Origin of the sequence: Enterobacter sp. Ag1, assembly GCA_000277545.1 — a bacterium.
Taxonomy (GTDB): domain Bacteria; phylum Pseudomonadota; class Gammaproteobacteria; order Enterobacterales; family Enterobacteriaceae; genus Cedecea.
Window position 1 is genome coordinate 13,420 of record AKXM01000004.1, and the last position, 26,499, is coordinate 39,918.

The window sequence follows — 26,499 nt, forward strand, 5'->3', positions numbered from 1 at the left end:
GTCATTCAAGTGTCAAAATTTCTGCAAGCATTACATTAATATTTCGACACTAAATTAATACTTTAATTATCAATGCATTAAAATATTGGTGTAATAAATATTACATTTGTAGAAGACGCGAGGAACGACAGAAGGCTGTGGATAAGTCTGTTCATAGTTGTATTGCAAGACAGCAAAATACCATCCGCGACGCTTGCTGGACGCTGTGGATAATTTATGCTTGAAAGGAAAATTTGGAGCGGGAAACGAGACTCGAACTCGCGACCCCGACCTTGGCAAGGTCGTGCTCTACCAACTGAGCTATTCCCGCTTGGGTGGTGCATGGCTGTAAAAGCCAAATCAAATTTTGGAGCGGGAAACGAGACTCGAACTCGCGACCCCGACCTTGGCAAGGTCGTGCTCTACCAACTGAGCTATTCCCGCTCTGTGTAACGCTGCAAATTCTGCATCGGTACGGGAGGCGCATTATACGAGAATTCGTTTTTGTCGCAAGCCCTCAAACGTTTTTTTTCGCGATTTTCGTCTGACTGCTGGTTAAATCGCCATGATGATTATTTTATCGTCGGCTTTGGCTGTTTTCCCCTCACCTTTTCGGCAAGGGGACTGTTTTTAAAGCTTAATAAAATTCTCGCGATAGTAAGCCAGTTCCGCTACGGACTCGCGAATATCGTCCATCGCCTGGTGGGTCCCCTGTTTTTTAAAGCCGGGCAGAATTTCTGGCTTCCAGCGGCGCGCCAGCTCTTTCAACGTGCTCACGTCGAGGTATCGATAATGGAAGTAGGCTTCCAGCTCAGGCATATACTTAAACAAGAAGCGACGATCCTGCCCGATGCTGTTCCCGCAAATTGGAGATGTATTCGCCGGCACCCACTGCTTCAGAAACTCCAGCGTCGCCAACTCCGCAGCACGGTCGTCAAGCGAGCTGGCTTTCACGCGCTCAACCAGCCCGCTTGCGGTATGGGTGCGAACGTTCCAGTCATCCATTAACGCCAGTTGTGCATCAGACTGATGTACCGCGATGGTTGGCCCTTCTGCCAGAATGTTCAGGTTGGCATCAGTCACCAGGGTAGCAATCTCAATAATGCGATCCCGCTCGGGATCCAGACCGGTCATTTCTAAATCAATCCAAATCAGATTGTTTTCGTTTCCACTCATGTTATTTTCCACCCTTCTTGTGCGTCGCCCACCCTTGACGATGGGTTAATTCGTATAAAATAGTGTGTATCATAGAGGTTTTGCCCCCCAGGGGCGACCAGGAGCCAGTACGCTTGAGCAAAAATAAACTCTCCAAAGGACAGCAGCGCCGCGTCAACGCGAACCACCAGCGTCGTCTGACAAAAACCGTGGAGAAAGCCGACTATGACGATGCCCAGTTTGGTGAACCGCGCGAAGGCACGGTCATCAGCCGCTTTGGCCAGCATGCGGACGTCGAGTCGCACGAAGGCACGGTACATCGCTGCAACATTCGTCGCACCATTCGTTCGCTGGTTACCGGCGACAAGGTAGTCTGGCGCCTGGCGAAAGAGGCCGCCGAAGGCGTCTCGAAAAAAGGGATTGTGGAGGCCGTGCATGAGCGTACCTCCGTTCTGACCCGCCCAGACTTTTACGACGGCGTAAAACCGATTGCGGCCAACATAGACCAAATCATCATCGTTTCGGCCATTCTGCCGGAGCTGTCGTTGAATATCATCGACCGCTATCTCGTTGCCTGCGAAACCCTCGACGTTGAGCCACTGCTGGTGCTGAACAAAACCGATCTGCTGGACGATGAAGGCCGGGCCTTCGTTAACGAGCAGATGGATATCTACCGCAAAATTGGCTATCGCGTGCTGATGGTTTCCAGCTATAAAGCAGAAGGGCTTAAAGAGCTTGAAGCCGAGCTCGTGGGCCGCATCAGCATCTTTGCGGGCCAGTCCGGTGTGGGTAAATCAAGCCTGCTGAATCACCTGTTAGGCTTCACCGATAAACAAATTCTGGTGAATGACGTTTCCGACGTCTCTGGTCTTGGCCAGCACACCACCACGGCTTCCCGCCTTTATCACTTCCCGGGCGGCGGCGATGTCATTGACTCCCCCGGCGTGCGTGAATTTGGCCTCTGGCACCTCGAGCCTGAACAAATCACCCACGGGTTTGTCGAATTCCATGATTACTTAGGCCGTTGTAAATACCGCGACTGCCGCCACGACAATGACCCAGGTTGTGCCCTGCGAGAAGCCGTGGAACAAGGCCAGATCGCTGAAACACGTTTCGAAAACTACCACCGCATTCTGGAAAGCATGGCGCAGGTAAAAACGCGTAAAAGCTTTTCTGATACTGACAACTGACAATTAAGCTGGGCGCCGCTAGAATCGCCCCTTTTCTGTATCGGCCCACATGCAGGGCATTTAGCCAGGAGGCTATTTTGTTAGACAACATTAAACTTTCGCTGCAGTACATTCTGCCAAAACTGTGGCTGACTCGCCTGGCGGGCTGGGGCGCAAGCAAACGTGCTGGCTGGCTGACCAAACTGGTCATCGATCTGTTCGTCAAATACTACAAAGTCGACATGAATGAGGCGCAAAAGCCGGACACCGCCGCTTACCGCACCTTCAATGACTTTTTTGTGCGTCCACTGCGCGATGACGTACGCCCGGTAAATACCGACCCTAACGTGCTGGTGATGCCTGCCGACGGTGTGATAAGCCAGTTGGGCCGCATCGAAGAAGATAAAATCCTGCAGGCAAAAGGCCATAACTACAGCCTGGAAGCGCTGCTGGCAGGTAACTACCTGATGGCTGACCTGTTCCGCAACGGCAGCTTCGCCACAACTTACCTTTCACCTCGTGACTACCACCGCGTGCACATGCCGTGTAACGGCATTCTGCGTGAAATGATCTATGTTCCGGGTGACCTTTTCTCCGTCAATCACCTGACGGCGCAAAACGTCCCGAACCTGTTTGCCCGTAATGAACGCGTGATCTGCCTGTTCGACACCGAGTTTGGCCCAATGGCGCAAATTCTGGTTGGTGCTACCATTGTTGGCAGCATTGAAACCGTCTGGGCTGGCACCATTACGCCACCGCGTGAAGGCGTGATTAAACGCTGGACATGGCCTGCAGGCGAACGTGAAGGTGCCATTGCACTGCTTAAGGGCCAGGAAATGGGTCGCTTCAAGCTGGGCTCGACGGTGATTAACCTCTTTGCGCCGGGCAAAGTAAACCTGGCTGAGCAGCTGAAAAATCTGTCCGTCACCAAAATCGGTGAAGTGCTGGCTGTCTCAAGCGAACCCGTCATTGAGCCCGAAGTTCCGGTGAGCGAAATCCCTGCCGAGATGCTGGACACCAAAGCAGACGAACCCGAAGCGCCAAAAACCGCAGAATAACGTCTAAAATCAGGCGACCGGTCACCCCGGAGCCTGCAAGCTCACAGCACTTAACCACGAAAATCAACCCATTGATTTTCTGCTAAAACACCCAAGAGGGAGACATGGTTTTCCCTCTTTTCCAGCAACGTTATAGGTAACTGACGTGCGCCTGATTATCACGTTCCTGATGGCCTGGTGCCTCAGCCTGGGGGCATACGCAGCGACAGCCCCCGATGCAAAACAAATCTCGCAAGAACTGGAGCAGGCTAAGGCCGCCAAAAACACGCCTAACCAGGCAGAAATTGTTGAAGCACTCCAGTCGGCACTGAATGCGCTGGACGAGCGTAAAGCCTCGCTCGAACGCGCCGAACAATACCAACAAGTCATTGATAATTTCCCTAAACTGTCGCAAACCCTGCGTAAGCAACTGACCAACCTGCGCGATGAACCCGAGGAAGTTTCCCCGGGCATGAGCAGCGACGCGCTGAACCAGGAGATCCTGCAGGTCAGCAGCCAGCTTCTGGACAAAAGCCGCCTTGCTCAGCAGGAACAGGAAAGAACCCGGGACATCAGCGATTCGTTAAGCCAGCTGCCTCAGCAGCAAACGGATGCGCGTCGCCAGCTTAACGACATCGAGCGCCGCGCCGGTACCCAACAAAGCGGCGGTACCCCGCTCGCCCAGGCCCAGCACTTCCTGCTGCAGGCCGAATCCGCACGCCTGAAAGCGCAGGTTGATGAACTCGAACTGGCGCAGCTTTCCGCTAACAACCGCCAGGAGCTTTCGCGCATGCGCGCCGAACTGGCGCAGAAGCAAAGCACCCAGCTGGATGCCTATCTCCAGGCGTTGAGAAATCAGCTCAATAGCCAGCGCCAACGTGAGGCGGAACAGGCGCTGGAAAGCACCGAACTGCTGGCGGAAACCAGCGCCAACCTGCCGCCGGAAATCGTCGAGCAGTTCAAAAATAACCGCGAGCTTTCCCAGGCACTCAACCAGCAAGCTCAGCGTATGGATCTGGTCGCCTCTCAGCAGCGGCAGGCCAATAACCAGACGCTGGAGGTCCGCCAGGCGCTGAATACGCTCCGCGAGCAGTCCCAGTGGCTCGGCGTTTCCAACGTGCTGGGTGAAGCGCTTCGTGCCCAGGTCGCCCGGCTGCCGGACATGCCCAAACCGCAGCAGCTGGATACCGAGCTGGCTCAGCTGCGCGTAGAGCGCCTGCACTATGAAGATTTGCTCAATAAGCATGCTCAACTGCGACAGGTTCGCCAGGCAGACGGCAGCCCGTTAACGCCGGAACAAAATAAGATCCTGCAGGCCCAGCTTCGCACCCAGCGAGAGCTGCTGAATTCGCTGTTGCAGGGCGGCGATACCCTGATCCTTGAACTCACCAAGCTGAAAGTGGCCAACAGCCAGCTGGAAGATGCCCTGAAAGAGGTGAACGAGGCGACCCACCGCTACCTGTTCTGGACATCGGACGTCAGCCCAATCGGCATCAGTTGGCCGCTGGAAATCGTTCAGGATCTGCGGCGTCTGGTCTCGCTGGATACCTTCAGTCAGTTGGGGAAAGCCGCGATCATGATGGTGACCAGCAAAGAGACGCTGCTGCCGCTCTTTGGCGCGCTGATTCTGGTCGGGTTTAGCATTAGCTCGCGCCGACACTTCACCGCCTTCCTGGAGCGCTCCAGCGCCAAAGTCGGCAAAGTGACCCAGGATCACTTCCGCCTGACGCTGCGCACCGTGTTCTGGTCGATTCTGGTCGCCTCTCCGCTTCCCGTACTGTGGGCGACGCTCGGCTATGGTTTGCAGGAGGCATGGCCTTACCCTATCGCAGTGGCGATTGGCGACGGTGTAACCGCCACGGTTCCCCTGCTTTGGGGGGTGATGATCTGTGCAACCTTCGCCCGCCCTACCGGGCTGTTTGTGGTGCATTTCGGCTGGCCGCGCGAGCGCGTAGGCCGGGCCATGCGCTACTACATCATGAGCATCGGCCTGATTGTGCCGCTGATCATGGCGCTGATTATGTTCGATAACCTCAATGACAGAGAGTTTTCTGCCTCTCTGGGCAGGCTTTGCTTCATCATGATTTGCGGCGCGCTGGCTATCGTCACGCTTAGCCTTAAGCGCGCCGGGCTGCCGCTCTACCTCGACAAACAGGGCGATGGCGACAACATCGTCAATACCATTCTTTGGAACCTGCTGCTTTGCGCACCGCTGATGGCCATTCTGGCGGCTGTCGTCGGCTATCTGGCGACGGCTCAGGCGCTACTGGCGCGGCTGGAAACCTCCGTGGCTATCTGGTTCCTGCTGCTGGTGATTTATCACATTATTCGCCGCTGGATGCTGATTCAGCGCCGCCGTCTGGCCTTTGATCGTGCCAAACACCGCCGGGCTGAAATCCTGGCCCAGCGAGCGCGTGGCGAAGAAGAGACGGCGCATGCCAACAGCACTGAAGGATCGGCCGAAACCGTGGACGAACCGGAAGTCGATCTGGATACCATCAGCGCCCAGTCCCTGCGCCTGGTTCGCTCGATTCTGACGCTGATCGCCCTGCTGTCGGTGATCGTTCTGTGGTCGGAAATCCACTCGGCGTTTGGCTTCCTCGGCAACATCACTCTGTGGGATGTCACTTCCACGGTTCAGGGTGTGGAAAGCATCGAGCCGATTACGCTTGGTGCGGTACTGATTGCCATTCTGGTGCTGATTATTACCACCCAACTGGTGCGTAACCTGCCCGCGCTGCTGGAGCTGGCGATTCTCCAGCACCTGAACTTAACCCCCGGCACCGGCTATGCGATCACAACCATCACGAAGTACCTGCTGCTGCTGATCGGCGGGCTGGTTGGCTTCTCGATGGTGGGGATTGAGTGGTCCAAACTGCAGTGGCTGGTGGCGGCGCTCAGCGTAGGCTTAGGTTTCGGTTTACAGCAAATCTTTGCCAACTTCGTCTCCGGCCTGATTATTCTGTTCGAGAAGCCGATACGCATCGGCGACACGGTTACCATCCGCGATCTGACGGGCACCATCACGCGAATTAACACCCGTGCGACAACCATCAGCGACTGGGACCGCAAAGAAATCATCGTGCCGAATCAGGCCTTTATTACCGAACAGTTCATCAACTGGTCGCTTTCGGACTCGGTCACACGCGTGGTGCTCACTATTCCTGCTCCGTCAGAAGCAAATACGGAAGAGGTCACCCAGGTCCTGCTGGAAGCCGCACACCGCTGCACGCTGGTGCTCGATACGCCAGCGCCGGAAGCCTTCCTGGTTGATCTCCAGCAAGGTATCCAGGTCTTCGAACTGCGTATTCACGCGGCGGAAATGGGCCACCGAATGCCGCTGCGCCACGAAATCCACCAGCTGATTCTGCAGGGCTTCCGCGAGCACAACATCGAGATGCCGTTCCCACCGTTCCAGATGCGTCTGGAGAGCCTCGGCGGGCAACGTAGCAGTAAGACGATTAAATCCGCGGGCAGAGCCGCCAGAACGCCTGGCAGCCTGTAATTTCAAGGAAGGGCAAAGCGCGTTGGCAAAAAACCAACGCGTTTTTTTATTTCAGCAGTTTAGGCAGTTCACGCAGGCACCAGGCTTTGGCCTCGCCCATGCTGTCGCGCCGCCACGCCATGATGATATCAATCTCGTTGGTATATTCCGGGCTAACCACCCGCAGGCGACCTTCGGCAATATCCTGCTCAACCAGCGGATACGGCATCGTCGCCACGCCAAGCCCGGCCAGCAGCGCCAGCCGCTTCTCTTCGATAGAGCTCACCGTCAGGCGCGGCTGTTTGTCCAACAGACGCACCGTTAACACCGGTCTTTCACGGGCGGTATCGGCCACCGCCACGCCACGATACTTCACGCGGGTCACCTCAGAAAGAGGCTCCGGCTCCTGATGAATCGGGTGATCCGGCGCGGCAACATAAACGCTCATCACTTTGTAAAGCTTGCGGGAGTTAATCTCCGAGGAACTGCGGAAGTGCATATCCGGCGCGATAACAATATCCGCCCTGCCCTGCTCCAGGCGCTCCCAGGCCCCGGCCAGTACTTCGGTGAAAATAGATAATTGGGTGTCAGCTTTATCGGCCAGCTTATCCACCAGCGGGAACAGTTTTTCCGTCGGCACCAGCGCTTCGGTGACGATGGTCAGGTTTGCCTCCCAGCCCCGCGCCAACGCTTCCGCGTCAGTGGTCAACTTATCCGCCGCTTCGAGCAGCACGCGCCCTCGTTCCAGCAGCATACGCCCCACGTTGGTAAATTTGGTGCGGTGGCCGGATCGGTCAAACAGCACCACATCTAACTCTTCTTCCAGTTTTTGCATGGTGTAGCTGAGCGCGGACGGTACACGTCCCAGCTCGTCGGCCGCAGCGGCAAAGCTCCCGCGCCTGTCAATCGCATCCATGACCCTTAACGCTTCCAGCGTCAACGCCCTTTCTTTCGCCATTTCGTTCTCATTCAGGAAATTTGAACATACCGAGCAGATTAACTGGCTAACAATGCAGCGTCCAGACCCTTAACATGGGTTTAGTGTAAAGAGAGGTCAAGAATTATGATTACGACAAGAACAGCCAAACAGTGTGGTAAAGCTGACTACGGATGGCTGCAGGCTCGCTACACCTTTTCTTTTGGACACTACTTCGACCCGAAACTGCTGGGCTACGCCTCTCTGCGCGTGCTCAACCAGGAAGTTCTGGCCCCTGGAGCCTCGTTTCAACCGCGCGGCTACCCGAAAGTAGACATCCTCAACCTGATTCTGGAAGGGGAAGCGGAATACCGCGACAGCGAAGGCAACCATATCCAGGCCAGCGCCGGTGAGGTCCTGCTGCTTTCCACCCAGCCGGGGATCAGCTATAGCGAGCACAACCTCAGCAAAGACAAATCGCTGACGCGTATGCAGCTGTGGCTGGATGCCTGCCCGGATCGTGAAAATCTGCTGGTACAAAAGATCCCGTTAGCGGGAACATCTCATCAGCTGATTGCCTCGCCGGATGGCAGCAATCACAGCCTGCAGCTCCGCCAGCAGGTGTGGATCCACCATATTGAGATGCAAAAGGGCGAGCAGCTAAGCTTCCAGCTTCATGGCCCACGGGCCTATCTGCAGTCAATTCACGGCACGGTGCATGCGGTGACGCCATCAGAAGAGAAAGAAGCGCTCACATGCGGCGATGGCGCGTTTATTCGTGATGAAGCGAATATCACCCTGGTCGCCGATACGCCGCTGCGCGGCCTGCTGATCGACTTACCGGTCTAACCTACCGCCTGCCTCTTTCGTCCTGAAAGGGGCAGCATCCTTCTATCCCTGGGTATTTCTCCGCAAAATTCATTCTGTAGAAAACCGCCTCGTCCAGGACACAAGCCGCATACGGCCAAATATTGCCATGCCTACGAATAACATCCCCGATATATTCTCGTTGGTTTTGGTGCTTTATTACTTTGGTTAATGCTCACTTGCATGGTCGGCGCAACCGCTAACTCGTTCAAATATTTCGATAAATCATCATTCAATCTTGCAATCAGCGCGCGCGTAGACTACCAGTTCTGCTTCTGTAAAAGCCCCATATAGTAAGTAAATATTTAAGGGCTGCGTTTCCTCTAGCCCTTACTATTTATCATGACTTAAATAATAGCCTAATATTTATAATGAGTTACGAATACCTGGTGTGAGTTTTACTCTTCCCATACCAAAGTTAAGGGTTCGGTATACCTGAGAGCGCTCTTTTATTAGGGTAAAGAGGAAAATCGCGTTACATATTTCTTAATATGTAAACTCTGTGACGCTCAAAATAAAAGACTCGAAATGAGTAAATTCGCGGCGCTTTGGGAACATTCCCAATCATGACTAAAGTTTCAAAACAAACATCTCAACGCTAACACAACTCCTTATTTAAAAGGTCTAAAATGAATATTAACTTTAGACTGGTTATTAAAAATTCCGGTTTAAAAACAAAATAAGAATGTGTGATAACGCTCACCAACTGGAACGTTCCCGCTTTACGGCAAAAAAAGGAGACGTTTAAGATTGACCTCTCTTTTGAACCACTCTGGAAAGCCAACAAACATCAATAAAAAAATCAAATACTGATAATTAAAAATCAGAAAATCGCCAGAGTATAAATCCGGGAAACGAATAAAACCGGCGAACGCGCTCGGCCTAAAAATAAATATAAATATTACATTGATAAACGCCACTGCGTTTAGCTATCCCGCAAGCTAATTCTTGCAGGCACTTTGATACATACAGCACTTGAAAGTCAGCACCGGCACGGCTGCTGACGATGTTTTCTGATTTTGCCGGTTCCGAATGACTTCGGGCGTTATCGAAAGCGCAGTCATTCAGGATGTATCAATTGCTTACAACAAATAAGCGTAGCAGTTTCGCTTCAAAGGGGTAGTTGCCATGGACGTTTATGGTCAAAGATATGCCATGTTTATCTCTTTTGATGCTGTTGCCGTCTCAGGTATTACGGTGGAAGCATTAAAAGTCTCTCAAAGCCTTAAGCAAAAAGGTATCAACTCTTATCTCGATCTTGGGTACGATATTAAGGTTGACAAAGGCAATTTTAATAAACCTTACGATCATGAGCCCGAAATTTATCGCGATGCTTTTACCTTAACGCGCATCAGTGGGATTACATCTGTACCTCATTACTCCCCAGAGTTTATTGAAAAAGCACACGCCGTACTTATCAGTGAAAGGCTTTCTGTTTCATTTGAAGAAAAAACAGAAATAATCCACGCCGTTGAATATTCCGCCCAAAGTCTGGCCGAAAGAATTTTACTTCAATGGGAACAGCTTCGAATTTGCACCGTGATTGTCGAAAACGGCACGCTGCCAGAGAATATAATTTATACCCGCGCACTTTATCTCGCTATAGAACAATACGGCCACCGTCACCAGTTAGGAAATTTTGTTATCTGGCGCGATCACGACCTCATGTGGAACAGCGAGAAAAATATCATGAAGTATGGTTTACCGCCGTACAACCATGCCATTAAACCGATCAAATCCCCTTTTATTAGCTACGTAACGCTGAATAACGATCTCAAAGAAAAGCTGGAACACTGGTGCCAGCGGGAAGTCGATATTCACGTAGTAAAAAATACCTACAGCTTTACCGGCCAACAGGCGCTGAAAAACATCCGGTCATCCCTGGATATTTCCGCCGATGACATAGTCATTGCCCGAACGACGCGCATCATTCCGCAGAAGCGCCTGGACCGTGACGTGCTGCTGGTACAACGCCTTAACCACCTGTTCAGAAAGCACAATATTGATAAAACCGTCTGGCTTTTGATCGCCGGCGATACCCGTGAGCACGCCACGCATGCAGGCGAGCTGGAGCAACTGGCACAGGAGCTGGACATTACGCCCTATGTGAAGTTTCTTGGCCCGCTGCATCACAACTTCATGCCCAAAAGCCAGGGAAAAATCACCATCGAGGATCTCTACCATTCCTGTGACCTGGTGTCGTTCCTGACCTCATGGGACTACGACAGCTACGGTAACCCCATTGGGGAGGCGATCAGCAGCCAGCGCTGCTACATCACTACCCGCTACGAATATTACCCGGAAGTCTACGGCCAGCACGGCTTTGAAGCCCCAGTGATGCCTATTTCTGACGGACAAGACGGCCTGCCTGACGAAGCCTTCATCAACGAAGTTTTTTTACTGCTTACCAATAAACCTGAAATGGATCGTATTGCCGCGAAGAACTTCGCCATCGGCAAAAACATCCTTTCTAACAACGTGATGGACATTCTGAATATCACCGCCCCAGGAGTAGATATGCGCGATAACATTTTCGTCTCGGTAGTGCTGCCTGTTTACAATGAAAGCGACCGAATTGATGAAGTTTTAGCCTCATTATTTGGCCAACAAACGCATGGCCGATTGGTAACCCATGACGCTTATGAAGTGATCATCGTGGATAACAATTCCCGCGACGATTCCGTGGCAAAGATAAACCTCTTCAAAGAAAAACATCCGGCGATGGATGTGCACATTATTCAAGAGAAGATTCAGGGTGTCTCATCGGCCCGTAAATGCGGTATGGATTACGCCGCCCTGCGCTCAAGGGCGCGTGATGCCCGGCTGGGCAAAAGCAATAAACACTATATTGTCTCCGCCGATGCCGACTGCACCGTGGACCCTTACTGGCTGCATACCCTGATAGAAAAAATGATTGCCGACGACGGCGATCTCGGGACCTGCAATTACTATTACGACCGCGAAGCATTCCAGCAGCGCCCCAACCTCTTCCGTGAAATCCAAAAAACCCTGCGCTGCCGCGACGTATCGTTCTCGCTGTTTGGCGGCTTCCCGGATGGCAAAGGCTTCGCTGTTGAGCGAGGCCTGTACGAAAAAATTGGTGGTATCGAGATCTTCTACCAGCTGGAAAAAGGCCGCTTCGTAGAACACCTTTCCGACGACTGGGATTTTGGCATCAAGATCATCGCCTGCGGCGGCAAGCCGGTTTACGCCAAAGAATCCTTTGTGGAAATCAACAGCCGCCGCGTGGACACCATTATTGACGATGTTATCAGCGGCATCGCCTACGGCAGCGACGGCATCATCATCATGAAAGATGTGCGCCCGGACGTCTCAATCCAAAAAAACACGCTGATTGACCTCACCGAAGAGCAGGCCCGGCAGGGTTGGGAATACTCCATCAAAGACTACATCCCGAAAAACATCGTTCTTCCAGCCTTGCTGAATCCGCACATCTTGCTGGAGAACGAGCGGGTACGTGCCTTTTTCTCACCGCAGGTTGCAGAGCGGCTTTACCAGCGCATTCACGCCATTAAGCATGAAATGAGCATCATCGACTTTAAGCCGATCCATAGCTACAAAACGCCAGCCTACCGGCTCTATTTCGAGTTCCGCCACGAGATATTCACCGCGCTGCGCAACGCCGTCGGGGAGGACATTGGCTTTGCACCACCGCTTCCGGCCTGCTTTAACAGCGTCGCGGAAAAAGATTTCGAACGCTTTGTCTGGTACTTCTGTGAAGATCGCGAGTCCGGTGAAGCCCACAACTACTTTGCCAACGGAGGTGTTTTCTGATGAATACCGAAGCTCTCGCGTCATTAAAAGATCTCGACCCGGCCTATCCGGTTCCGGCAGTTTACGGTTTCCTCTCCCAGCCGGAGAACGAGGCTTTTCTGGACTACGTCCATAAAGATCCTTTTGGCTGCCATGTTTTTCCCGGTGACATTGAGCACTACCCGCTGGCGTCGTTCTTTGCCGATATGGAGCACGACATTCGGGCTGCGAAACAGATCCATCTGTGGGCCTATATCCCCACCTGCCGCTACCGCTGCCACTTCTGCCAGTATCCAACGGTGATTCTCAACCCGAAATCGCCTTCGGCGGAAGGCGTCTTCCGGGATCTGGTGGACTACAACATCAAAGAAGCGAAGATGTGGCTGGAAAAAGTACCGAGCCTGTCAAAAGCGGAAATTGGAGAATTCAATATCTTTGGCGGCACGCCTTCCCTGCTCCCGGAGCCGGAACTGCGTCGGTTGATGGACTTCTATTACACCCACTTTAATTTCTCGGCGGCAACGCTTCGCTTTGAAGGCGAACCTGGGACATTAAACCGCGAATACATCGGCATTCTGAAAGAGCTGGGCTTCAGCAAAATCAGCTTCGGCACCCAATCTTTTAACGACGCTATTATTGCCGCCTGTGGCCGCCAGCACACCGCCGACGAGTGTGAAGAAACCATACGCAGCGCGCGGGAACAGGGCATTGACTGGGTCAGCGTCGATCTTATCTACGGCATGCTGGGTCAAACCGTGGATGACGTGAAGTACGACATGGAGCGCACCCTGGCGCTGGATCTCTCCCACGTCGTCTGCACCAAGCTGCACATGGAAGAGTTCATGAAAACGCGCACCGGCGTATCCGGCGAACGTGAAAGCCTGTGGCAGAAAAAAGGGCTGATCAACATGAACAACATGACGTTCCCTGGGCTGGGCAAGCAATATCAAATGCGCGAGCTGGTCGAGAAATACCTCACCGAGGGCTATCGCGAACACCCCACGATGTATTTCCACCAGAACCACCTGGAAGCGGAAAAGTGGAAAGGGCTGATTACCGATCTGGACAAACAATATCCCGAGGTCGCCATCGGCCTGGGCGGCAGTTCGAAATGCACCCGCGCCGAAGCCATTAACATCACCGGCTATAAGCAATACAAGCAGTTCCTCGATGAAGGCCGCCTGCCTATCGAAGAAAGCCACGGTATTTCACCGGAACAGCGCGAAGTTAACGCCTTCAAAATGGCCCTCTCCACGCTCATTCCGGTTGACGATACCGTGTTCGCGACACGCTTCAACGGCAACAGCTTTTTTGAAAACCGCATCATCAAACCAACGCTGGAAAAGCTGCAGGCAAAAGAACTCGTGGTGATTGATCAAGGCGTGGTCACGCTGACGCCCATCGGCGTCACGCTGGTTGAAGCCATCATTAACACCCAATTCATCTCAGCCGACGCAGAACAGGAGTAACTGATGAGCCACTCTTCAACCACGCCGGTTTTCAGCCTGTTTTACATCGCCATCGACACCGAAGCGGGCATCACCCAGCAGGCGTTTGAAACCTTTGTGCAAAATAAAGGCGTACATATTCCCTGCTATCCGGGCTGGCGCTGGACGCTGCTTCGCGGGCTACGCGGCGAACGTGCCGGGCAATATTTGATGCTGTTTGAAATCGAAAATGCGGCAATGCGGGATCGCTATATGGCCGCAGACGGCAACCAGACCGAAGAGGCCCGCGAGTTCTGGGGGCAGCATCCTGAAGCGGAAGCGCTGCTGGCCGAATGGCGCAGCTACGGCACTTTCAGCGAACTGCCAACGCTGTTCACCGATTATCGCCTGCTGGCCGAAAATCAGAAAAGCACCGTCCAGCCGGGTCCCCGCTACCAGCAGCAGCCCCCTGTTGCTCGGGTGATTGGTATTCACAACCTCGCGCTGCGCCCCAACGTCAGCGCCGAACAGTTTGAACGTTTTATCGAGGGCAACCATCACCGGATTGAAGATTACCCGGACTGGAAATTCCGGCTGTTGAAAGGGGAGCGAGGTAACCGGCTCGATCAGTATGTGGTGCTGATGGAAATCGCCAGCCTGGAGGCGCTGGATGTCTTTTACCCCGAACCGGATATCGCTACCGACGAAGCGGCCAAATTCGCCCAGGCGCACCGCGATACCAAACAAATGTACGAGGAATGGAAAAAACTCGCCTCGTTTTCCGGGTCGCCACAAATCTATACCGATTACCTCTCGGTAGCAGAAAGCCTCAATTAACGCTTACCGCCGCGCGTGCCCGAAGGACCGGGCACGACGCATTCACGCGAGTGAATTCACACATTGAGTCACAAAATTACTATGACGATTAACTCAACACCAACCCTGGCGGACGTACAGTCGCGGGAACAGCATGCCACACGCGCCATATTTTTTATGGCCGGTTTAGCCATGTCGTCCTGGGCCCCGCTAATTCCTTTCGCTAAAGCGCGGCTGGCTATTAACGACGGCGCTTTAGGGCTGTTGCTCTTTTGCATCGCCGCAGGCTCGATGCTCGTCATGCCATTTACCGGCCGGCTGATCGCTCGCTTTGGTTGCCGTCGCCTGATGATACTCAGCGTGCTGGGGCTTGCCGCGGATTTACCGCTGCTAATGCTGTTTGACCAGCGTGAAGCCATGGCGCTGGCTTTGCTGCTGTTCGGCACCTTCAACGGCATGCTCGACGTTGCCATGAATGCTCACGCCGTGGTCGTCGAACAGGAGAGCGAGCAGGCAAAAATGTCCGGCTTTCACGGCTTTTACAGTATCGGCAGCATTGCCGGCGCAGGCTTCGTCAGTTTCTTTCTGTGGCTGGGGGCTACACCGTTGCTTGCCGTGTGCACCATCACTGTTTTTCTGACTTTACTGCTCGCCGCCTCTGCCCGGAATATTTTGCCCAAACAAAATAAAGCCACGAGCAGCAAAGGCGAGACGTTACGCGTGCTTAGCCATCCGCCCGTGCTGGCCATCGCGATACTTTGCTTTTTCGTCTTCATGCTTGAAGGCGCCATGCTGGACTGGTCGGCGGTATTTATGACCTCGGAACGCGGCATGAGCGCTTCGCTCGCGGGCTTCGGCTACACCTTATATTCCATCACCGTCACCCTTGGGCGCCTCAGCGGCGATCGTCTGGTCAGCGCCCTGGGCGGCAAACTCGTGCTGCTCCTCGGCTGCGCTATTGCTGGCATCGGGATTATCCTGCTCGTCTTCACCCATTGGGGCACCTTGCCGGGGTTTATCCTGGCCGGAGCCGGGCTCGCCAACATTATTCCCATTCTCTTCACCTCCGCCGGTAACCAGCCGGGGGTTTCAGCGGATTTCGCGATCCCTGCCGTCACGCTTTTTGGCTACAGCGGCCTGCTCGCGGGACCTGCGCTGATTGGCTTTATCGCCCATCACATTGGGCTCAGTTTGACCTTCAGCGGTGCCCTGTTGCTGCTTTTGTTTGTGGCTTCAGGTTCGCCGTTTATTTCTCGCCAGCGTTAATGAAACAGGAGTTTGTATGAGTCACTCATCACCGGCAGTATTCAGCCTTCACTATGTAGGTCTTAACCTGAAAAAGGGCGTCACCGAAGAGACGTTCGAAGCCTTTGTGCAAGCCAAAGGCGTGCACATCCCGGCTTATCCGGGCTGGCGCTGGACCTTGCTGAAAGGCCTGCGCGGCGAGCGTCAGAACCAATATCTGATGCTGTACGAAGCAGAAAATGCCGACAGCTACGCGCGCTATATTGATAGTCAGGGGGAACAAACGGAACAGGCACGTGCTTTTTGGCGCGATCATCCGGCGGGCGTCGAGCTTATCAACACCTGGAAAACCTTCGCGACGTTTGGCGAACTGCCAACGATTTTCTCCACCTACCAGCAGCTCGCTGAAAACGAACATAGCTCTTTGGCAGAAGGGCCAAACTACCAGCTACGCGACGGACAAGAACCGATTAAACGCGTGGTCGGGCTGCATAATCTGGCATTGCGTTCAGGTGTTTCCCCGCAGACTTTCGATACGTTTATCCGCGACAACGTTCACCGTATCGACGACTACCCGGGCTGGAAATTCCATATGTTGAAAGGCACCGGCGGCAATCGAGTTGAGCAATATCTGGTGATGCTCGAGATAGAAAGCCTGGCCTCGCTAAACTCTTTCCACCCGGAGCTGGATGTCTCCACGGAGAAATCGCTGCAGTTCGTGAAGGATCATCAGGAAAGCGAAAGGATGTACGACGAATGGCGCGAACTGGCTTCGTTCTCCGGCGCCCCGCAGCTTTATACCGACTACATCACCATTGCCGGTAGCCTGTAACCTTACGTTTCCCTTCTCCTTGCGGAGAAGGGAAAACGGCGTCAGGCCAGCTGGGTCATCGTGGTTTCCCCTTTCTCAATACCTAACTCGTACAGCGTAAACGCCGTATATTTTTCGATAAGGGTAGCCAGTTCAGGCGAGTGACTGGTAAGCCAAATCTGCGTGTAGCGGCTTGCCTCAGCAATCAGGCGGGCAAGCGCCGGGAGCATTTGCGGATGCAGGCTATTTTCAGGCTCATTGAGGGCGATAAACTGCGGCGGTCTCGGGCTGAGCAGCGCCACCGTCAGGCAGAGAAAACGCAGCGTGCCATCTGAAAACTCCGCGGACTCCAGCGGGCGATTAATCCCCAGTCGGTTCATCATCATCTGGAAGCGCCCGCCGCTGTTATCGCAGAAAAACGTGCATTCCGGGAAAGCCTGCTCCAGCACGGTAAACATCAGCTCGCTGTCGCCAATTTCGACGATGGTCTGAAACGCGGCGGCCAGGTTCAGGCCATCGCCGGACAGCACCGGGGAGCGGTAGCCCACCTGCGGCAGCCTCAGGCCAGCGCCTTTGGAAATATCGAACTCGTGGTAGAAACGCCAGTTACGCAGCGTCTCCCTGGCGCTGGAGACTTCCGGGTACAAATGCGGCTCGCCAAGCTGGCCAAAGAGGGATTCATTTTCGTACAGCGTGGCGGCGTGAGTCACCTTTTCGCCGTTGACGTTATTAAGGAAAACCGTCTGATTACGCCGCTGCATGACCGACGACGAAGGGCGCCGCCGGTAGCCGCTGAGCCAGATTTGCTCCTCTTTAACAATGGGATCGAGGCCAAACATCGTCGGGTACGGCAGCGGCTCGGGAAAGCCCACCTGCAGCTCATATTCAAACGTATCCGTTTCTACCGCCAGCGTCAGCCTGCGCGGAGCGCTGGCGTAGCCGCGGGCGCGATCGCCCGCCCACATCGCTTTCTGGATCCCGCCTTCATCAGAAAGCCAGTGAGACAGTTGCCCACTCCCCGCACCGTGGATCAGATGGATCGCCTTATAAATATTAGACTTACCGCACCCGTTGGGCCCAAACACCACGTTCAGCCTGCCCAAATCAATGGAAAGCTTGCGCACGGAACGGTAGTTGTCGATGTAGAGGGATTTGATCATGATTTTTCGCCACAGTGAAACTTGTGGGCCATTATGGCAAATACTCGCCAAAGCGCACTTATTTGCCGCCAGAGGCTCAAAGCGATCCCACTGCAATCACAATGTAAAAGCACAGCACGGCAACGATCGTGCCGATCACAATCCTTCTGTCCGTTGTATCCGGTTCTCCGTTTTGCATCCTGCCCTCCTGGTTACTTGCCTGCCTGTTTAATTTCGGTATGATACACAAACTAGTTAACAGTGTTAACCAAATACATTTCCCTCATTGATGTGAGTTGCTATGCAGACCAACGAAATTGAAGCATTCCGCGCCGCGCTGCGCGAGATGGTGCGCGAGCTGGGCATGCTAAACAGGAAAAGCAGCGGGACCGATCTGTCGCCGTTACAAAGCCATATTTTGATCGAACTCGATCGCGAGCCAGCCGGGGTAACGGAGCTTGCCCGCCGCCTGTGCGTGGAAAAATCCAGCATCAGCAGAACGCTTCGCGGCCTTGAAAGTGCCAATCTGCTGGCAAGAACGCAGGATGAAAGCGACGGGAGAGCCACTGTGTTCAACCTGAGCCACGAGGGCGTTGTCGCGCTTAAAGATCTCACCGAACACGCCAACGACTTCACGGCCCAGGCCCTTTCTCTGGCATCAGACAGCGAAAAGCAGCAGATCTATCAGTCGGTCAAATCGCTGACCCGGGTGCTGGTAAATGCCCGTAGCCAGCGGGATCTTCAGGTTCAGATCCGGCCTATTCGCCCAGAGGACAATCTCGCTATTGCCGACGTGATCCGCCAAAGCTTCCGCGATAATAAAATCGATCATCTCGAAGGCGTGAGCCTGCACGATCCGGCGCTGAATGACCTGACCAGCGCCTACCAAAAACCCGGGTCTGGCTACTGGGTTGTTGAACACGAAGGCAAGATTTTAGGCGGCGTTGGCATCGCCCCGCTGCAGGGCGCAGGTGAAGAATATTGTGAATTACAGAAACTCTATCTGGACAGCAGCGTGACGGGCATAGGCCTGGGAAGACGCCTGATGGCGCTGGCGATACAACAGGCCGAAGCATTCGGCTATCGATACTGCTACCTGGAGACGCTCGACGAACTTAGCTCGGCGGTCTCACTCTACGAAGCATTCGGTTTCAAACACCTGGATGGCAGCCTGGGCAACACCGGCCACAACAGCTGTGAGATCTGCATGCTTAAAACGCTGAAATAGTATGTGTTGAATACAAAACGCCCCGCAAACTTGCACCTGCGGGGCGTTTCAATATGAATGAGTTGAAGCTGACCGATAAGCCGCTTTCTTTTCATGAAGAGTGTCGTGGACAGTCATTCATCTTGCTGTCTCTGAATGCAAAACGCCCCGCAAACTTGCACCTGCGGGGCGTTTCAATATGAATGAGTTGAAGCTGACCGATAAGCCGCTTTCTTTTCATGAAGAGTGCCGTGGACAGTTATTCATCTTACTGTCTCTGAATACAAAACGCCCCGCCAGCTTTCACTGTGCGGGGAGTTTCGATATGAATGAGTTGAAGCTGACCGATAAGCCGCTTTCTTTTCATGAAGAGCGTCGTGGACAGTCATTCATCTTGCTGTCTCTGAATGCAAAACGCCCCGCCAGCTTTCACTGTGCGGGGAGTTTCGATATGAATGAGTTGAAGCTGACCGATAAGTCGCTTTCTTTTCATGAAGAGCGTCGTGGACAGTCATTCATCTTGCTGTCTCTGAATGCAAAACGCCCCACAGGCTTCCACCTGCGGGGCGTTTATTAAGAAGTTGAAGCTGACCGATAAGCCGGGTTCTGTCGTGGACAGTCATTCATCTAGGCCAGCAATCGCTCACTGGCTCAAGCAGCCTACCCGGGTTCAGTACGGGCCGTACCATGTGAACCCCTATTTGGCCTTGCTCCGGGTGGAGTTTACCGTGCCACGGACTGTTACCAGCCGCGCGGTGCGCTCTTACCGCACCCTTTCACCCTTACCTGATCCCGCTTGCGCGGGCCATCGGCGGTTTGCTCTCTGTTGCACTGGTCGTGGGTTTCCCCCCCAGGCGTTACCTGGCACCCTGCCCTATGGAGCCCGGACTTTCCTCCCCCTCGCCCGTCTCCCCCGAAGAGGACGACGACGAAGCGGCGACTGTCTGGTCAGCTTCGGCGCGCAGTATAGAGGGTTTCATCCCCCCTGTCACGCGGGCCCGCCAGAAACGAAAAGCTAGTCGCCCACCAGCACAACCTCAATCCCGCTCTTACGCAGCGCGCTCAGGCTATCTGCCGGAATACCTTTATCGGTGATTACTCGGTGAATGCGCTGGATATCGATGATTTTATGCAGGCTGGAGCGGTTAAATTTACTGGAATCTGTCACCACGATAATGCGCTCGGCGACTTCGCACATTTTGCGGTTGAGGCGAGCTTCATCCTCGTTATGGGTGCTCACGCCGCGTTCCGGATCGATAGCATCCACCCCGAGGAACAGCATGTCGAAATGATAATTTTGCAGCGACTGTTCCGCGCTGTCGCCGTAAAACGATAGCGACTGACGGCGCAAATGCCCGCCGGTCATCAGCACCTCGACCCCTTCTGCTTCTAACAACGCATTAGCCACGTTGATGCCGTTGGTCATGGCGATCACTTCTTTATGCTGGCGCATTAGCCGGGCGATTTCATACGTTGTGGTGCCGGAGTCCAGAATCACCTTGTCCCCGGGCTGGATCAAGTCCGCAGCCACACGCGCGATGCTGCGCTTCAGTGAAGTATTCAGCGAGCTTTTATCCTCCACCGAAGGCTCTGCTACCACGCTGCCGGGCTCACAAATCAGCGCTCCGCCGTAGGCACGAACCGCAATGCCCTGCTTTTCAAGAAACGCGAGATCGTTGCGGATGGTGACGGTAGAAACACCGAAAAAAGAAGATAAATCATTAACCTGTACGCTTCCCTGCTGGCGAAGGCGCTGAATAATCTGCTCGCGCCTTTCGCTGGTACCCGGAATACGTTTGTCCGTTGCGGTATCGCTGTTGCTCATAGAGTAACCTTTCAATATATCTTTCGTTTCATTTCTATTTGCCTATTAACACCTTTCTTTTAACAGAAAGCAAGCCCCAGAAATCTTCGTTCAAAAGGCGCGGTAAGCACACCAACGCCTTTCATTATGTTTCTTTTGCGAAACAGATCGCAATTCCAGTATCTTTCTTTTTATTCTCAAACGCCATTCAGGCACGATTAAATGAAATGAATCGAAAGAAAATGTTTTAACCCATCGCCGTGGAGAGGAAAGTGAAACAGTTGATCGAATTTGTCGCTAACCACAAACGGAACAACCAGCACGGGATCTTTGCCGTGTGCTCCGCGCATCCGCTGGTGCTTGAGGCCGCCATGCGCCACGCTCGCGAAGCTGGCACCAGCTTGCTTATTGAAGCGACCTCTAACCAGGTGGACCAGTACGGCGGCTATACCGGAATGACGCCTGCGGATTTCTGCGGTTTCGTTTATCAACTCGCGGAACAACACCGCTTTCCTTATGCCAACCTGATACTCGGCGGCGATCATCTTGGGCCAAACCGCTGGCAAACCCGACCAGCCGAAGAGGCGATGTCCCATGCCGAAGAGCTGATCCGTAGCTATGTCGCCGCAGGCTTCAAGAAAATACACCTCGACTGCAGTATGTCTTGTGTGGACGATCCCGTGCCGCTCACGGATCACGTCGTTGCCGGGCGAGCAGCCAGGCTGGCGCTGATTGCTGAGCAAACCTGTATCGACCACTTTGGCCATGCCGATCTGGTGTACATCATCGGCACCGAAGTACCGGTCCCTGGCGGTGCCCATGAAACTCTCGCCGAACTCGCCGTCACTACGCCGCAGGCCGCAAACACTACGCTGGAAGCTCACCGCCAGGCCTTTGCAGAACAGGGGCTAAGTGAAATCTGGCCGCGCATTATTGGCCTTGTTGTTCAACCCGGCGTCGAGTTCGACCACACCCAGGTGATTGACTACCAGCCAGAAAAAGCCCGGGCGCTAAGCAAACTCATTTCAGATTCGCCAACGATGGTTTTTGAAGCACATTCAACGGATTACCAGACCACGCAGGCGCTGCATCAGTTAGTGGAAGATCACTTTGCGATACTAAAAGTCGGTCCTGCCCTGACTTTTGCCCTACGTGAAGCCCTTTTTTCCCTCTCAGCCATTGAGCGAGAACTGCTCCCGGCACACAAATGCTCCGGCCTGAGGGACGTCCTGGAAAGCGTGATGCTTGACCACCCGGAGCACTGGCAGCAGCACTATCACGGCAACGGCGATGCGCTACGTCTGGCACGCGGCTATAGCTACTCTGACCGGGTGCGCTACTACTGGCCGGATCGCGATATCGATGAGGCTTACGATGTGCTGGTCAGGAACCTTGCCCACGAACCTATTCCGCTGCCGTTAATCAGCCAGTACCTGCCGCTTCAGTACGCCAAAGTGCGGGAAGCACAGCTAGCAGCCAAACCTCATGAGCTGATTATCGACCATATTCAGGATGTGCTGCGCCAGTATCACGCGGCCTGTCACGGTGAGTCATCTCCTCATTAACACAATGATAATAAGGGAAATACCATGCCAAATATTGTCTTAAGCCGCATTGATGAGCGCCTGATCCACGGTCAGGTTGGCGTGCAGTGGGTCGGGTTTTCCGGCGCAAACCTGGTTCTGGTCGCCAATGATGAGGTGGCGGAAGATCCCATCCAACAGAACCTGATGGAGATGGTGCTGGCAGAAGGAATTGCGGTGCGCTTCTGGCCGCTGCGAAAAGTCATCGACAACATTCACCGCGCGGCGGATCGCCAGAAGATCCTGCTGGTCTGTAAAAACCCGCGGGATTTCCTCACCCTGGTGAACGGCAACGTGCCGGTAACGCGCATCAACGTGGGCAACATGCACTACGTCGAAGGCAAAAAGCAGGTGGCTAAAACCGTGTCGGTTGATGAACAAGACATTGCCGCCTTCTCCGGCCTGAAACAGGCCGGCGTCGAATGTTTTGTGCAAGGCGTACCGACGGAATCAGCTCAGGATCTCTATAAACTTCTCTGAGGTATTTGCTATGGAAATCAGCTTACTGCAAGCGATAGCCCTGGGCCTGCTGGCCTTTATCGCCGGTCTGGATATGTTCAACGGCCTGACCCATATGCACCGCCCCGTCGTCCTTGGCCCGCTGGTTGGCCTTATTCTTGGCGATTTACACACCGGTATTCTCACCGGCGGCACGCTGGAACTGGTTTGGATGGGCCTGGCTCCGCTCGCCGGCGCGCAGCCGCCTAACGTCATTATCGGCACCATCGTGGGCACGACTTTTGCCATTACCACCGGCGTGAAGCCCGAAGTCGCCGTCGGCGTCGCAGTGCCTTTTGCGGTTGCGGTACAGATGGGCATCACCTTCTTGTTCTCCGTGATGTCCGGCGTCATGGCACGTGCCGACCGCATGGCGGCGAACGCCGACACCAATGGCATTGAGCGCATTAACTATTTGGCGATGCTTGCACTCGGCATCTTCTATTTTCTCTGCGCCTTCTTACCCATTTATTTTGGGGCCGAACATGCCAAAACAGCCATCGATATGTTACCCGCGCGGCTGATTGACGGGCTGGGCGTCGCCGGGGGCATCATGCCAGCTATCGGTTTCGCCGTACTGCTGAAAATCATGATGAAAAACGTTTATATCCCCTACTTCATCATCGGCTTTGTTGGCGCAGCCTGGTTGAAATTACCGGTACTGGCAATTGCCGCCGCCGCGCTAGCGCTGGCCCTGATGGATTTGATGCGTAAAGACCCTACTCCACCGCAGCCCGCTCGCGTCCAGAAAGAGGAATTCGAAGATGGCATCTGATACCCAAACGCTTTCACAGGCCATTGAGTCTGAGAACATCATTGCCAATGATACGATTTATGAAGATCAGACCATTGGCGCAGAGCTAACCCGAAAAGATATCAACCGCGTAGCATGGCGTTCGATGTTGCTGCAGGCCTCATTTAACTACGAGCGTATGCAGGCCTGCGGCTGGCTGTACGGCCTGCTACCCGCCCTGAAAAAGATCCACACCAACAAACGCGATTTGGCGCGGGCGATGCAGGGGCACATGGGGTTCTTCAATACCCATCCTTTCCTGGTCACCTTTGTGATCGGCATTATTCTGGCGATGGAACGTTCGAAGCAGGATGTAAACAGTATCCAGAGCACAAAAATTGCCGTTGGTGCCCCACTCGGTGGCATCGGGGATGCGATGTTCTGGCTGACGCTGCTGCCAATCTGCGGCGGTATCGGCGCCAGCCTGGCGCTTCAGGGGTCGATACTCGGTGCCATCGTGTTTATCGTGCTATTTAACGTGGTGCATCTGGGCCTGCGTTTCGGCCTGGCGCACTACGCTTACCGCATGGGCGTGGCAGCTATTCCGTTAATTAAGGCTAATACACGTAAAGTAGGGCATGCCGCTTCCATCGTCGGGATGACCGTTATCGGCGCTCTCGTTGCCACCTATGTTCGCCTGTCCACTACGCTTGAAATTACGGCCGGGGATGCGGTGGTTAAGCTTCAGGCTGACGTCATCGATAAATTGATGCCTGCGTTTTTGCCGCTGGTCTATACCCTGACAATGTTCGCCCTGGTCCGCCGTGGCTGGAGCCCCTTGCGCCTGATTTGCATCACCGTCGTTTTAGCCGTTGTTGGGAAGTTCCTTCACTTCCTCTAAGGAGAAAAGCAGATGTTGAGCATCATTTTGAGCGGCCACGGAGGTTTTGCCAGCGGGATGGAGCAGGCAATGAAACAGATCCTCGGCGAGCAGCCGCAGATTATTGCCATCGACTTTCCAGAAACCTCCTCCACGGCACGGCTGACGGAACAATTTCAAGCCGCTATCGGCCAGTTGGATGAATGCGAAGGTTTAGTGTTTCTGACGGATTTGCTGGGCGGTACGCCTTTCCGTGTCGCCTCCACGCTGGCGCTTGAGAAGCCGGGACGCGAAGTCGTTACTGGCGTCAATCTGCAGCTACTGCTGGAGATGGTACTCGAGCGCGAAGGGCTAAACGGCAGCGAGTTTCGCCAGATGGCGCTGGAATGCGGGCATCGCGGCCTGACCAGCCTGGTCGATGAAATGGCGCGCCACCGGGCAACGGAAGCCAGCGAAGAAGGCATCTGAAGTAAAAGACCGGATTGCTTATCTCCAGTTTCGAACCCCGTTTAATGCAGGCGGCGGCTCCTGCTGCTTTCATTATGCATCACTTTGGCCTGTGGCGAGATCCGCCATGGGCCTTTCTTTTTCTTTTCTTAATTGTTTTATTTTCAATGAAAACCAAATAAAACAAAGTGTTATGCATAAACAAAGATCCACATCATGATTTTCGTTTTATTTCACTTTTCATATTGATCTTGTCGATTCCTTTCTATAAATTTTCATAAAGCACTAAAAAACATTAAATGAAACAAAACGAAAGATTATGGGCGATAAAAAGCCGACATCTGACGCTGTAATGCTAAGGACTGAGTCATGAGTGAAACTTCCACGGCCACAGATCGCAGCCACACGACCTGGACTGAAAAAGAGATCCGTCAGCAGCCCGTGAGCTGGATCCGCTCCCTGCAACAGATAGACCGCGCGCGCGATGAGATCGCCGCCTTCCTGAATCCACTACTTGCGAACGACAAGTTAAAAATTATCCTTACTGGCGCTGGAACCTCGGCGTTTATCGGCGACATCATTGCACCGTGGCTGTCCCGCCACACCGGCAAACAGTTTGTTGCCGTGCCCACCACGGATCTGGTGACCAATCCGCTGGACTATCTCTCCCCTGAACAGCCCACGCTGCTGGTTTCCTTCGCTCGCTCCGGTAACAGCCCCGAGAGCGTCGCTGCGGTGGAACTTGCCAACCAGCTCGTGAAATCCTGCTATCACATCACCATCACCTGTAACGAGGGCGGTAGCCTCTACCGTAGTGCGCTGGAGGACAACCGCTCACTGCCGCTGCTGATGCCTGCGGAAACGCACGATCGCGGTTTTGCCATGACGAGCAGCATCACGACCATGATGGCAAGCTGCCTTGCGGTTTTCGCCCCGGCCGTCATCAATACGCAGTCATTTCAGGATGTCGCTCACCGCTGTGCCCAAATCATTCATTCACAGGGCGATTTCAGAGAGATTCCGTTTGGCGATCTTCCCTACGAACGCGTGGTCTACCTGGGCAGCGGTGGCTTGCAGGGCGTGGCACGAGAAGCCTCTCTGAAGGTGCTTGAACTCACGGCTGGCAAGCTGGCGGCGTTTTATGACACACCAACCGGCTTCAGGCATGGCCCAAAATCCCTGGTCAATAGTAAGACGCTGGCGATCGTACTGGTCTCCAGCGATCCTTACACTCGCCAGTACGATCTGGATCTGCTGGCGGAGCTGCGCCGGGACAGTCTGGCTATGCAAACGATCGCCATTTCAGCCTCCTCCAGCCCCGAGATCGCATCAGGCCCGCATATCCTCCTGCCTGCGGCAGATCGGACGTTCCTCGACGTTGAGCAGGCGTTTTGCTTCCTGATGTATGCCCAGGTTTTCGCCCTCACCTCCTCCGTTAAAGCAGGCATTACGCCGGACACGCCCTCCACCAGCGGCACGGTTAATCGCGTAGTTAAAGGCGTCGTTATTCATCCCTGGAAAGGCTGAG

Annotated in this window: 21 protein-coding genes, 2 tRNA genes and 1 other RNA gene; 17 read left to right on the forward strand and 7 right to left on the reverse strand. The window is 54.1% G+C overall.

Annotation, left to right across the window (positions count from 1 at the left end; genetic code table 11):
• Window positions 1-234: 234 nt before the first annotated feature.
• The 3 genes from A936_RS00755 to orn all read right to left on the reverse strand — a co-directional run bounded on the left by A936_RS00755 (window position 235) and on the right by orn (window position 1,155).
• A tRNA-Gly gene (locus tag A936_RS00755) sits at window positions 235-310 on the reverse strand.
• 37 nt (window positions 311-347) lie between these two features.
• Window positions 348-423, reverse strand: a tRNA-Gly gene (locus A936_RS00760).
• A 186-nt stretch (window positions 424-609) separates the two neighbouring features.
• The gene (orn, locus tag A936_RS00765; RefSeq protein WP_008453623.1) at window positions 610-1,155 is read right to left on the reverse strand and encodes an oligoribonuclease; all 546 of its coding nucleotides are present in this window, start codon (window positions 1,153-1,155) and stop codon (window positions 610-612) included.
• A gap of 113 nt (window positions 1,156-1,268) precedes the next feature.
• Between orn and rsgA the strand changes: the two genes are divergently transcribed.
• The 3 genes from rsgA (at window position 1,269) to mscM (ending at window position 6,845) form a co-directional block, all read left to right on the forward strand.
• Window positions 1,269-2,324: a small ribosomal subunit biogenesis GTPase RsgA gene (gene rsgA / locus A936_RS00770; RefSeq protein ID WP_008453624.1), complete on the forward strand. Its 1,056-nt coding sequence runs from the start codon at window positions 1,269-1,271 to the stop codon at window positions 2,322-2,324.
• Between the two features lie 77 nt (window positions 2,325-2,401).
• Complete coding sequence (gene asd / locus A936_RS00775) at window positions 2,402-3,361, forward strand: archaetidylserine decarboxylase (RefSeq protein ID WP_008453626.1); 960 nt, start codon at window positions 2,402-2,404, stop codon at window positions 3,359-3,361.
• Between the two features lie 145 nt (window positions 3,362-3,506).
• Window positions 3,507-6,845, forward strand: a complete 3,339-nt coding sequence (mscM, locus tag A936_RS00780) for a miniconductance mechanosensitive channel MscM (protein WP_008453628.1) — start codon at window positions 3,507-3,509, stop codon at window positions 6,843-6,845.
• 46 nt (window positions 6,846-6,891) lie between these two features.
• Here the strand turns inward: mscM and A936_RS00785 are convergent, their stop codons facing one another.
• The gene (locus tag A936_RS00785; protein WP_008453630.1) at window positions 6,892-7,782 is read right to left on the reverse strand and encodes a LysR family transcriptional regulator; all 891 of its coding nucleotides are present in this window, start codon (window positions 7,780-7,782) and stop codon (window positions 6,892-6,894) included.
• Between the two features lie 105 nt (window positions 7,783-7,887).
• Here A936_RS00785 and A936_RS00790 point away from each other — a divergent pair, with 105 nt between their 5' ends.
• The 6 genes from A936_RS00790 (at window position 7,888) to A936_RS00820 (ending at window position 16,701) form a co-directional block, all read left to right on the forward strand.
• Window positions 7,888-8,589 (forward strand): pirin family protein, encoded by a 702-nt coding sequence (locus A936_RS00790; RefSeq protein WP_008453631.1) that lies wholly within the window; start codon window positions 7,888-7,890, stop codon window positions 8,587-8,589.
• Between the two features lie 1,173 nt (window positions 8,590-9,762).
• On the forward strand, window positions 9,763-12,402 hold the full coding sequence (locus A936_RS23660; RefSeq protein WP_237717557.1) for a glycosyltransferase: 2,640 nt from the start codon (window positions 9,763-9,765) through the stop codon (window positions 12,400-12,402).
• Complete coding sequence (locus A936_RS00805; protein WP_008453637.1) at window positions 12,402-13,850, forward strand: radical SAM protein; 1,449 nt, start codon at window positions 12,402-12,404, stop codon at window positions 13,848-13,850. Before A936_RS23660 ends, A936_RS00805 begins: the two co-directional genes overlap by 1 nt.
• Window positions 13,851-13,853: 3 nt before the next feature.
• Window positions 13,854-14,645 (forward strand): hypothetical protein, encoded by a 792-nt coding sequence (locus A936_RS00810; protein ID WP_008453639.1) that lies wholly within the window; start codon window positions 13,854-13,856, stop codon window positions 14,643-14,645.
• Between the two features lie 81 nt (window positions 14,646-14,726).
• Window positions 14,727-15,890 carry an MFS transporter gene (locus tag A936_RS00815; RefSeq protein ID WP_008453640.1) on the forward strand — a complete coding sequence of 388 codons (1,164 nt, stop codon included), beginning with the start codon at window positions 14,727-14,729 and terminating at the stop codon, window positions 15,888-15,890.
• 16 nt (window positions 15,891-15,906) lie between these two features.
• Window positions 15,907-16,701 (forward strand): hypothetical protein, encoded by a 795-nt coding sequence (locus A936_RS00820; RefSeq protein WP_008453641.1) that lies wholly within the window; start codon window positions 15,907-15,909, stop codon window positions 16,699-16,701.
• 41 nt (window positions 16,702-16,742) lie between these two features.
• Here the strand turns inward: A936_RS00820 and A936_RS00825 are convergent, their stop codons facing one another.
• Window positions 16,743-17,840, reverse strand: a complete 1,098-nt coding sequence (locus tag A936_RS00825) for an AAA family ATPase (protein ID WP_008453642.1) — start codon at window positions 17,838-17,840, stop codon at window positions 16,743-16,745.
• Window positions 17,841-18,120: 280 nt separating this feature from the next.
• Between A936_RS00825 and A936_RS00830 the strand changes: the two genes are divergently transcribed.
• Entirely contained in the window at window positions 18,121-19,047 is a 927-nt protein-coding gene (locus A936_RS00830) for a bifunctional helix-turn-helix transcriptional regulator/GNAT family N-acetyltransferase (protein WP_008453643.1), read from the forward strand.
• A 178-nt stretch (window positions 19,048-19,225) separates the two neighbouring features.
• Window positions 19,226-19,603 (forward strand): hypothetical protein, encoded by a 378-nt coding sequence (locus A936_RS00835; RefSeq protein ID WP_008453645.1) that lies wholly within the window; start codon window positions 19,226-19,228, stop codon window positions 19,601-19,603.
• Window positions 19,604-19,605: 2 nt separating this feature from the next.
• On the opposite strand, the gene rnpB is transcribed toward A936_RS00835, so the two are convergent.
• Both rnpB and A936_RS00840 read right to left on the reverse strand, forming a co-directional pair.
• Window positions 19,606-19,982, reverse strand: an RNA gene (gene rnpB, locus A936_RS22400) — RNase P RNA component class A.
• A gap of 59 nt (window positions 19,983-20,041) precedes the next feature.
• Window positions 20,042-20,851 carry a DeoR family transcriptional regulator gene (locus A936_RS00840; protein WP_008453648.1) on the reverse strand — a complete coding sequence of 270 codons (810 nt, stop codon included), beginning with the start codon at window positions 20,849-20,851 and terminating at the stop codon, window positions 20,042-20,044.
• A 251-nt stretch (window positions 20,852-21,102) separates the two neighbouring features.
• On the opposite strand from A936_RS00840, the gene kbaZ reads away from it, so the two are divergent.
• The 6 genes from kbaZ (at window position 21,103) to A936_RS00870 (ending at window position 26,498) form a co-directional block, all read left to right on the forward strand.
• Window positions 21,103-22,395, forward strand: coding sequence for a tagatose-bisphosphate aldolase subunit KbaZ (gene kbaZ / locus A936_RS00845; protein ID WP_008453650.1), 1,293 nt, complete (start codon window positions 21,103-21,105; stop codon window positions 22,393-22,395).
• Between the two features lie 24 nt (window positions 22,396-22,419).
• Entirely contained in the window at window positions 22,420-22,893 is a 474-nt protein-coding gene (gene agaV / locus A936_RS00850; protein WP_008453652.1) for a PTS N-acetylgalactosamine transporter subunit IIB, read from the forward strand.
• Between the two features lie 10 nt (window positions 22,894-22,903).
• On the forward strand, window positions 22,904-23,686 hold the full coding sequence (gene agaW, locus A936_RS00855; protein ID WP_008453654.1) for a PTS N-acetylgalactosamine transporter subunit IIC: 783 nt from the start codon (window positions 22,904-22,906) through the stop codon (window positions 23,684-23,686).
• The gene (agaE, locus tag A936_RS00860; protein WP_008453656.1) at window positions 23,676-24,545 is read left to right on the forward strand and encodes a PTS N-acetylgalactosamine transporter subunit IID; all 870 of its coding nucleotides are present in this window, start codon (window positions 23,676-23,678) and stop codon (window positions 24,543-24,545) included. The genes agaW and agaE overlap by 11 nt, the downstream gene beginning before the upstream one ends.
• A 12-nt stretch (window positions 24,546-24,557) precedes the next feature.
• On the forward strand, window positions 24,558-24,992 hold the full coding sequence (agaF, locus tag A936_RS00865) for a PTS galactosamine/N-acetylgalactosamine transporter subunit IIA (protein WP_008453658.1): 435 nt from the start codon (window positions 24,558-24,560) through the stop codon (window positions 24,990-24,992).
• A gap of 348 nt (window positions 24,993-25,340) precedes the next feature.
• Window positions 25,341-26,498, forward strand: a complete 1,158-nt coding sequence (locus A936_RS00870) for an SIS domain-containing protein (RefSeq protein WP_008453660.1) — start codon at window positions 25,341-25,343, stop codon at window positions 26,496-26,498.
• Window position 26,499: the final 1 nt, after the last annotated feature.

Coding starts and splice junctions, on each gene's coding strand:
- A936_RS00830 (WP_008453643.1), top strand. CDS start 18,121: ATGCAGACCAACGAAATTGAAGCATTCCGCGCCGCGCTGCGCGAGATG.
- A936_RS00785 (WP_008453630.1), bottom strand. CDS start 7,782: ATGGCGAAAGAAAGGGCGTTGACGCTGGAAGCGTTAAGGGTCATGGAT.
- agaF (WP_008453658.1), top strand. CDS start 24,558: ATGTTGAGCATCATTTTGAGCGGCCACGGAGGTTTTGCCAGCGGGATG.
- orn (WP_008453623.1), bottom strand. CDS start 1,155: ATGAGTGGAAACGAAAACAATCTGATTTGGATTGATTTAGAAATGACC.
- A936_RS00805 (WP_008453637.1), top strand. CDS start 12,402: ATGAATACCGAAGCTCTCGCGTCATTAAAAGATCTCGACCCGGCCTAT.
- A936_RS00835 (WP_008453645.1), top strand. CDS start 19,226: ATGAATGAGTTGAAGCTGACCGATAAGCCGCTTTCTTTTCATGAAGAG.
- A936_RS00825 (WP_008453642.1), bottom strand. CDS start 17,840: ATGATCAAATCCCTCTACATCGACAACTACCGTTCCGTGCGCAAGCTT.
- agaW (WP_008453654.1), top strand. CDS start 22,904: ATGGAAATCAGCTTACTGCAAGCGATAGCCCTGGGCCTGCTGGCCTTT.
- A936_RS00790 (WP_008453631.1), top strand. CDS start 7,888: ATGATTACGACAAGAACAGCCAAACAGTGTGGTAAAGCTGACTACGGA.
- A936_RS00815 (WP_008453640.1), top strand. CDS start 14,727: ATGACGATTAACTCAACACCAACCCTGGCGGACGTACAGTCGCGGGAA.
- agaV (WP_008453652.1), top strand. CDS start 22,420: ATGCCAAATATTGTCTTAAGCCGCATTGATGAGCGCCTGATCCACGGT.
- A936_RS23660 (WP_237717557.1), top strand. CDS start 9,763: ATGTTTATCTCTTTTGATGCTGTTGCCGTCTCAGGTATTACGGTGGAA.
- agaE (WP_008453656.1), top strand. CDS start 23,676: ATGGCATCTGATACCCAAACGCTTTCACAGGCCATTGAGTCTGAGAAC.
- A936_RS00840 (WP_008453648.1), bottom strand. CDS start 20,851: ATGAGCAACAGCGATACCGCAACGGACAAACGTATTCCGGGTACCAGC.
- A936_RS00820 (WP_008453641.1), top strand. CDS start 15,907: ATGAGTCACTCATCACCGGCAGTATTCAGCCTTCACTATGTAGGTCTT.
- A936_RS00810 (WP_008453639.1), top strand. CDS start 13,854: ATGAGCCACTCTTCAACCACGCCGGTTTTCAGCCTGTTTTACATCGCC.
- A936_RS00870 (WP_008453660.1), top strand. CDS start 25,341: ATGAGTGAAACTTCCACGGCCACAGATCGCAGCCACACGACCTGGACT.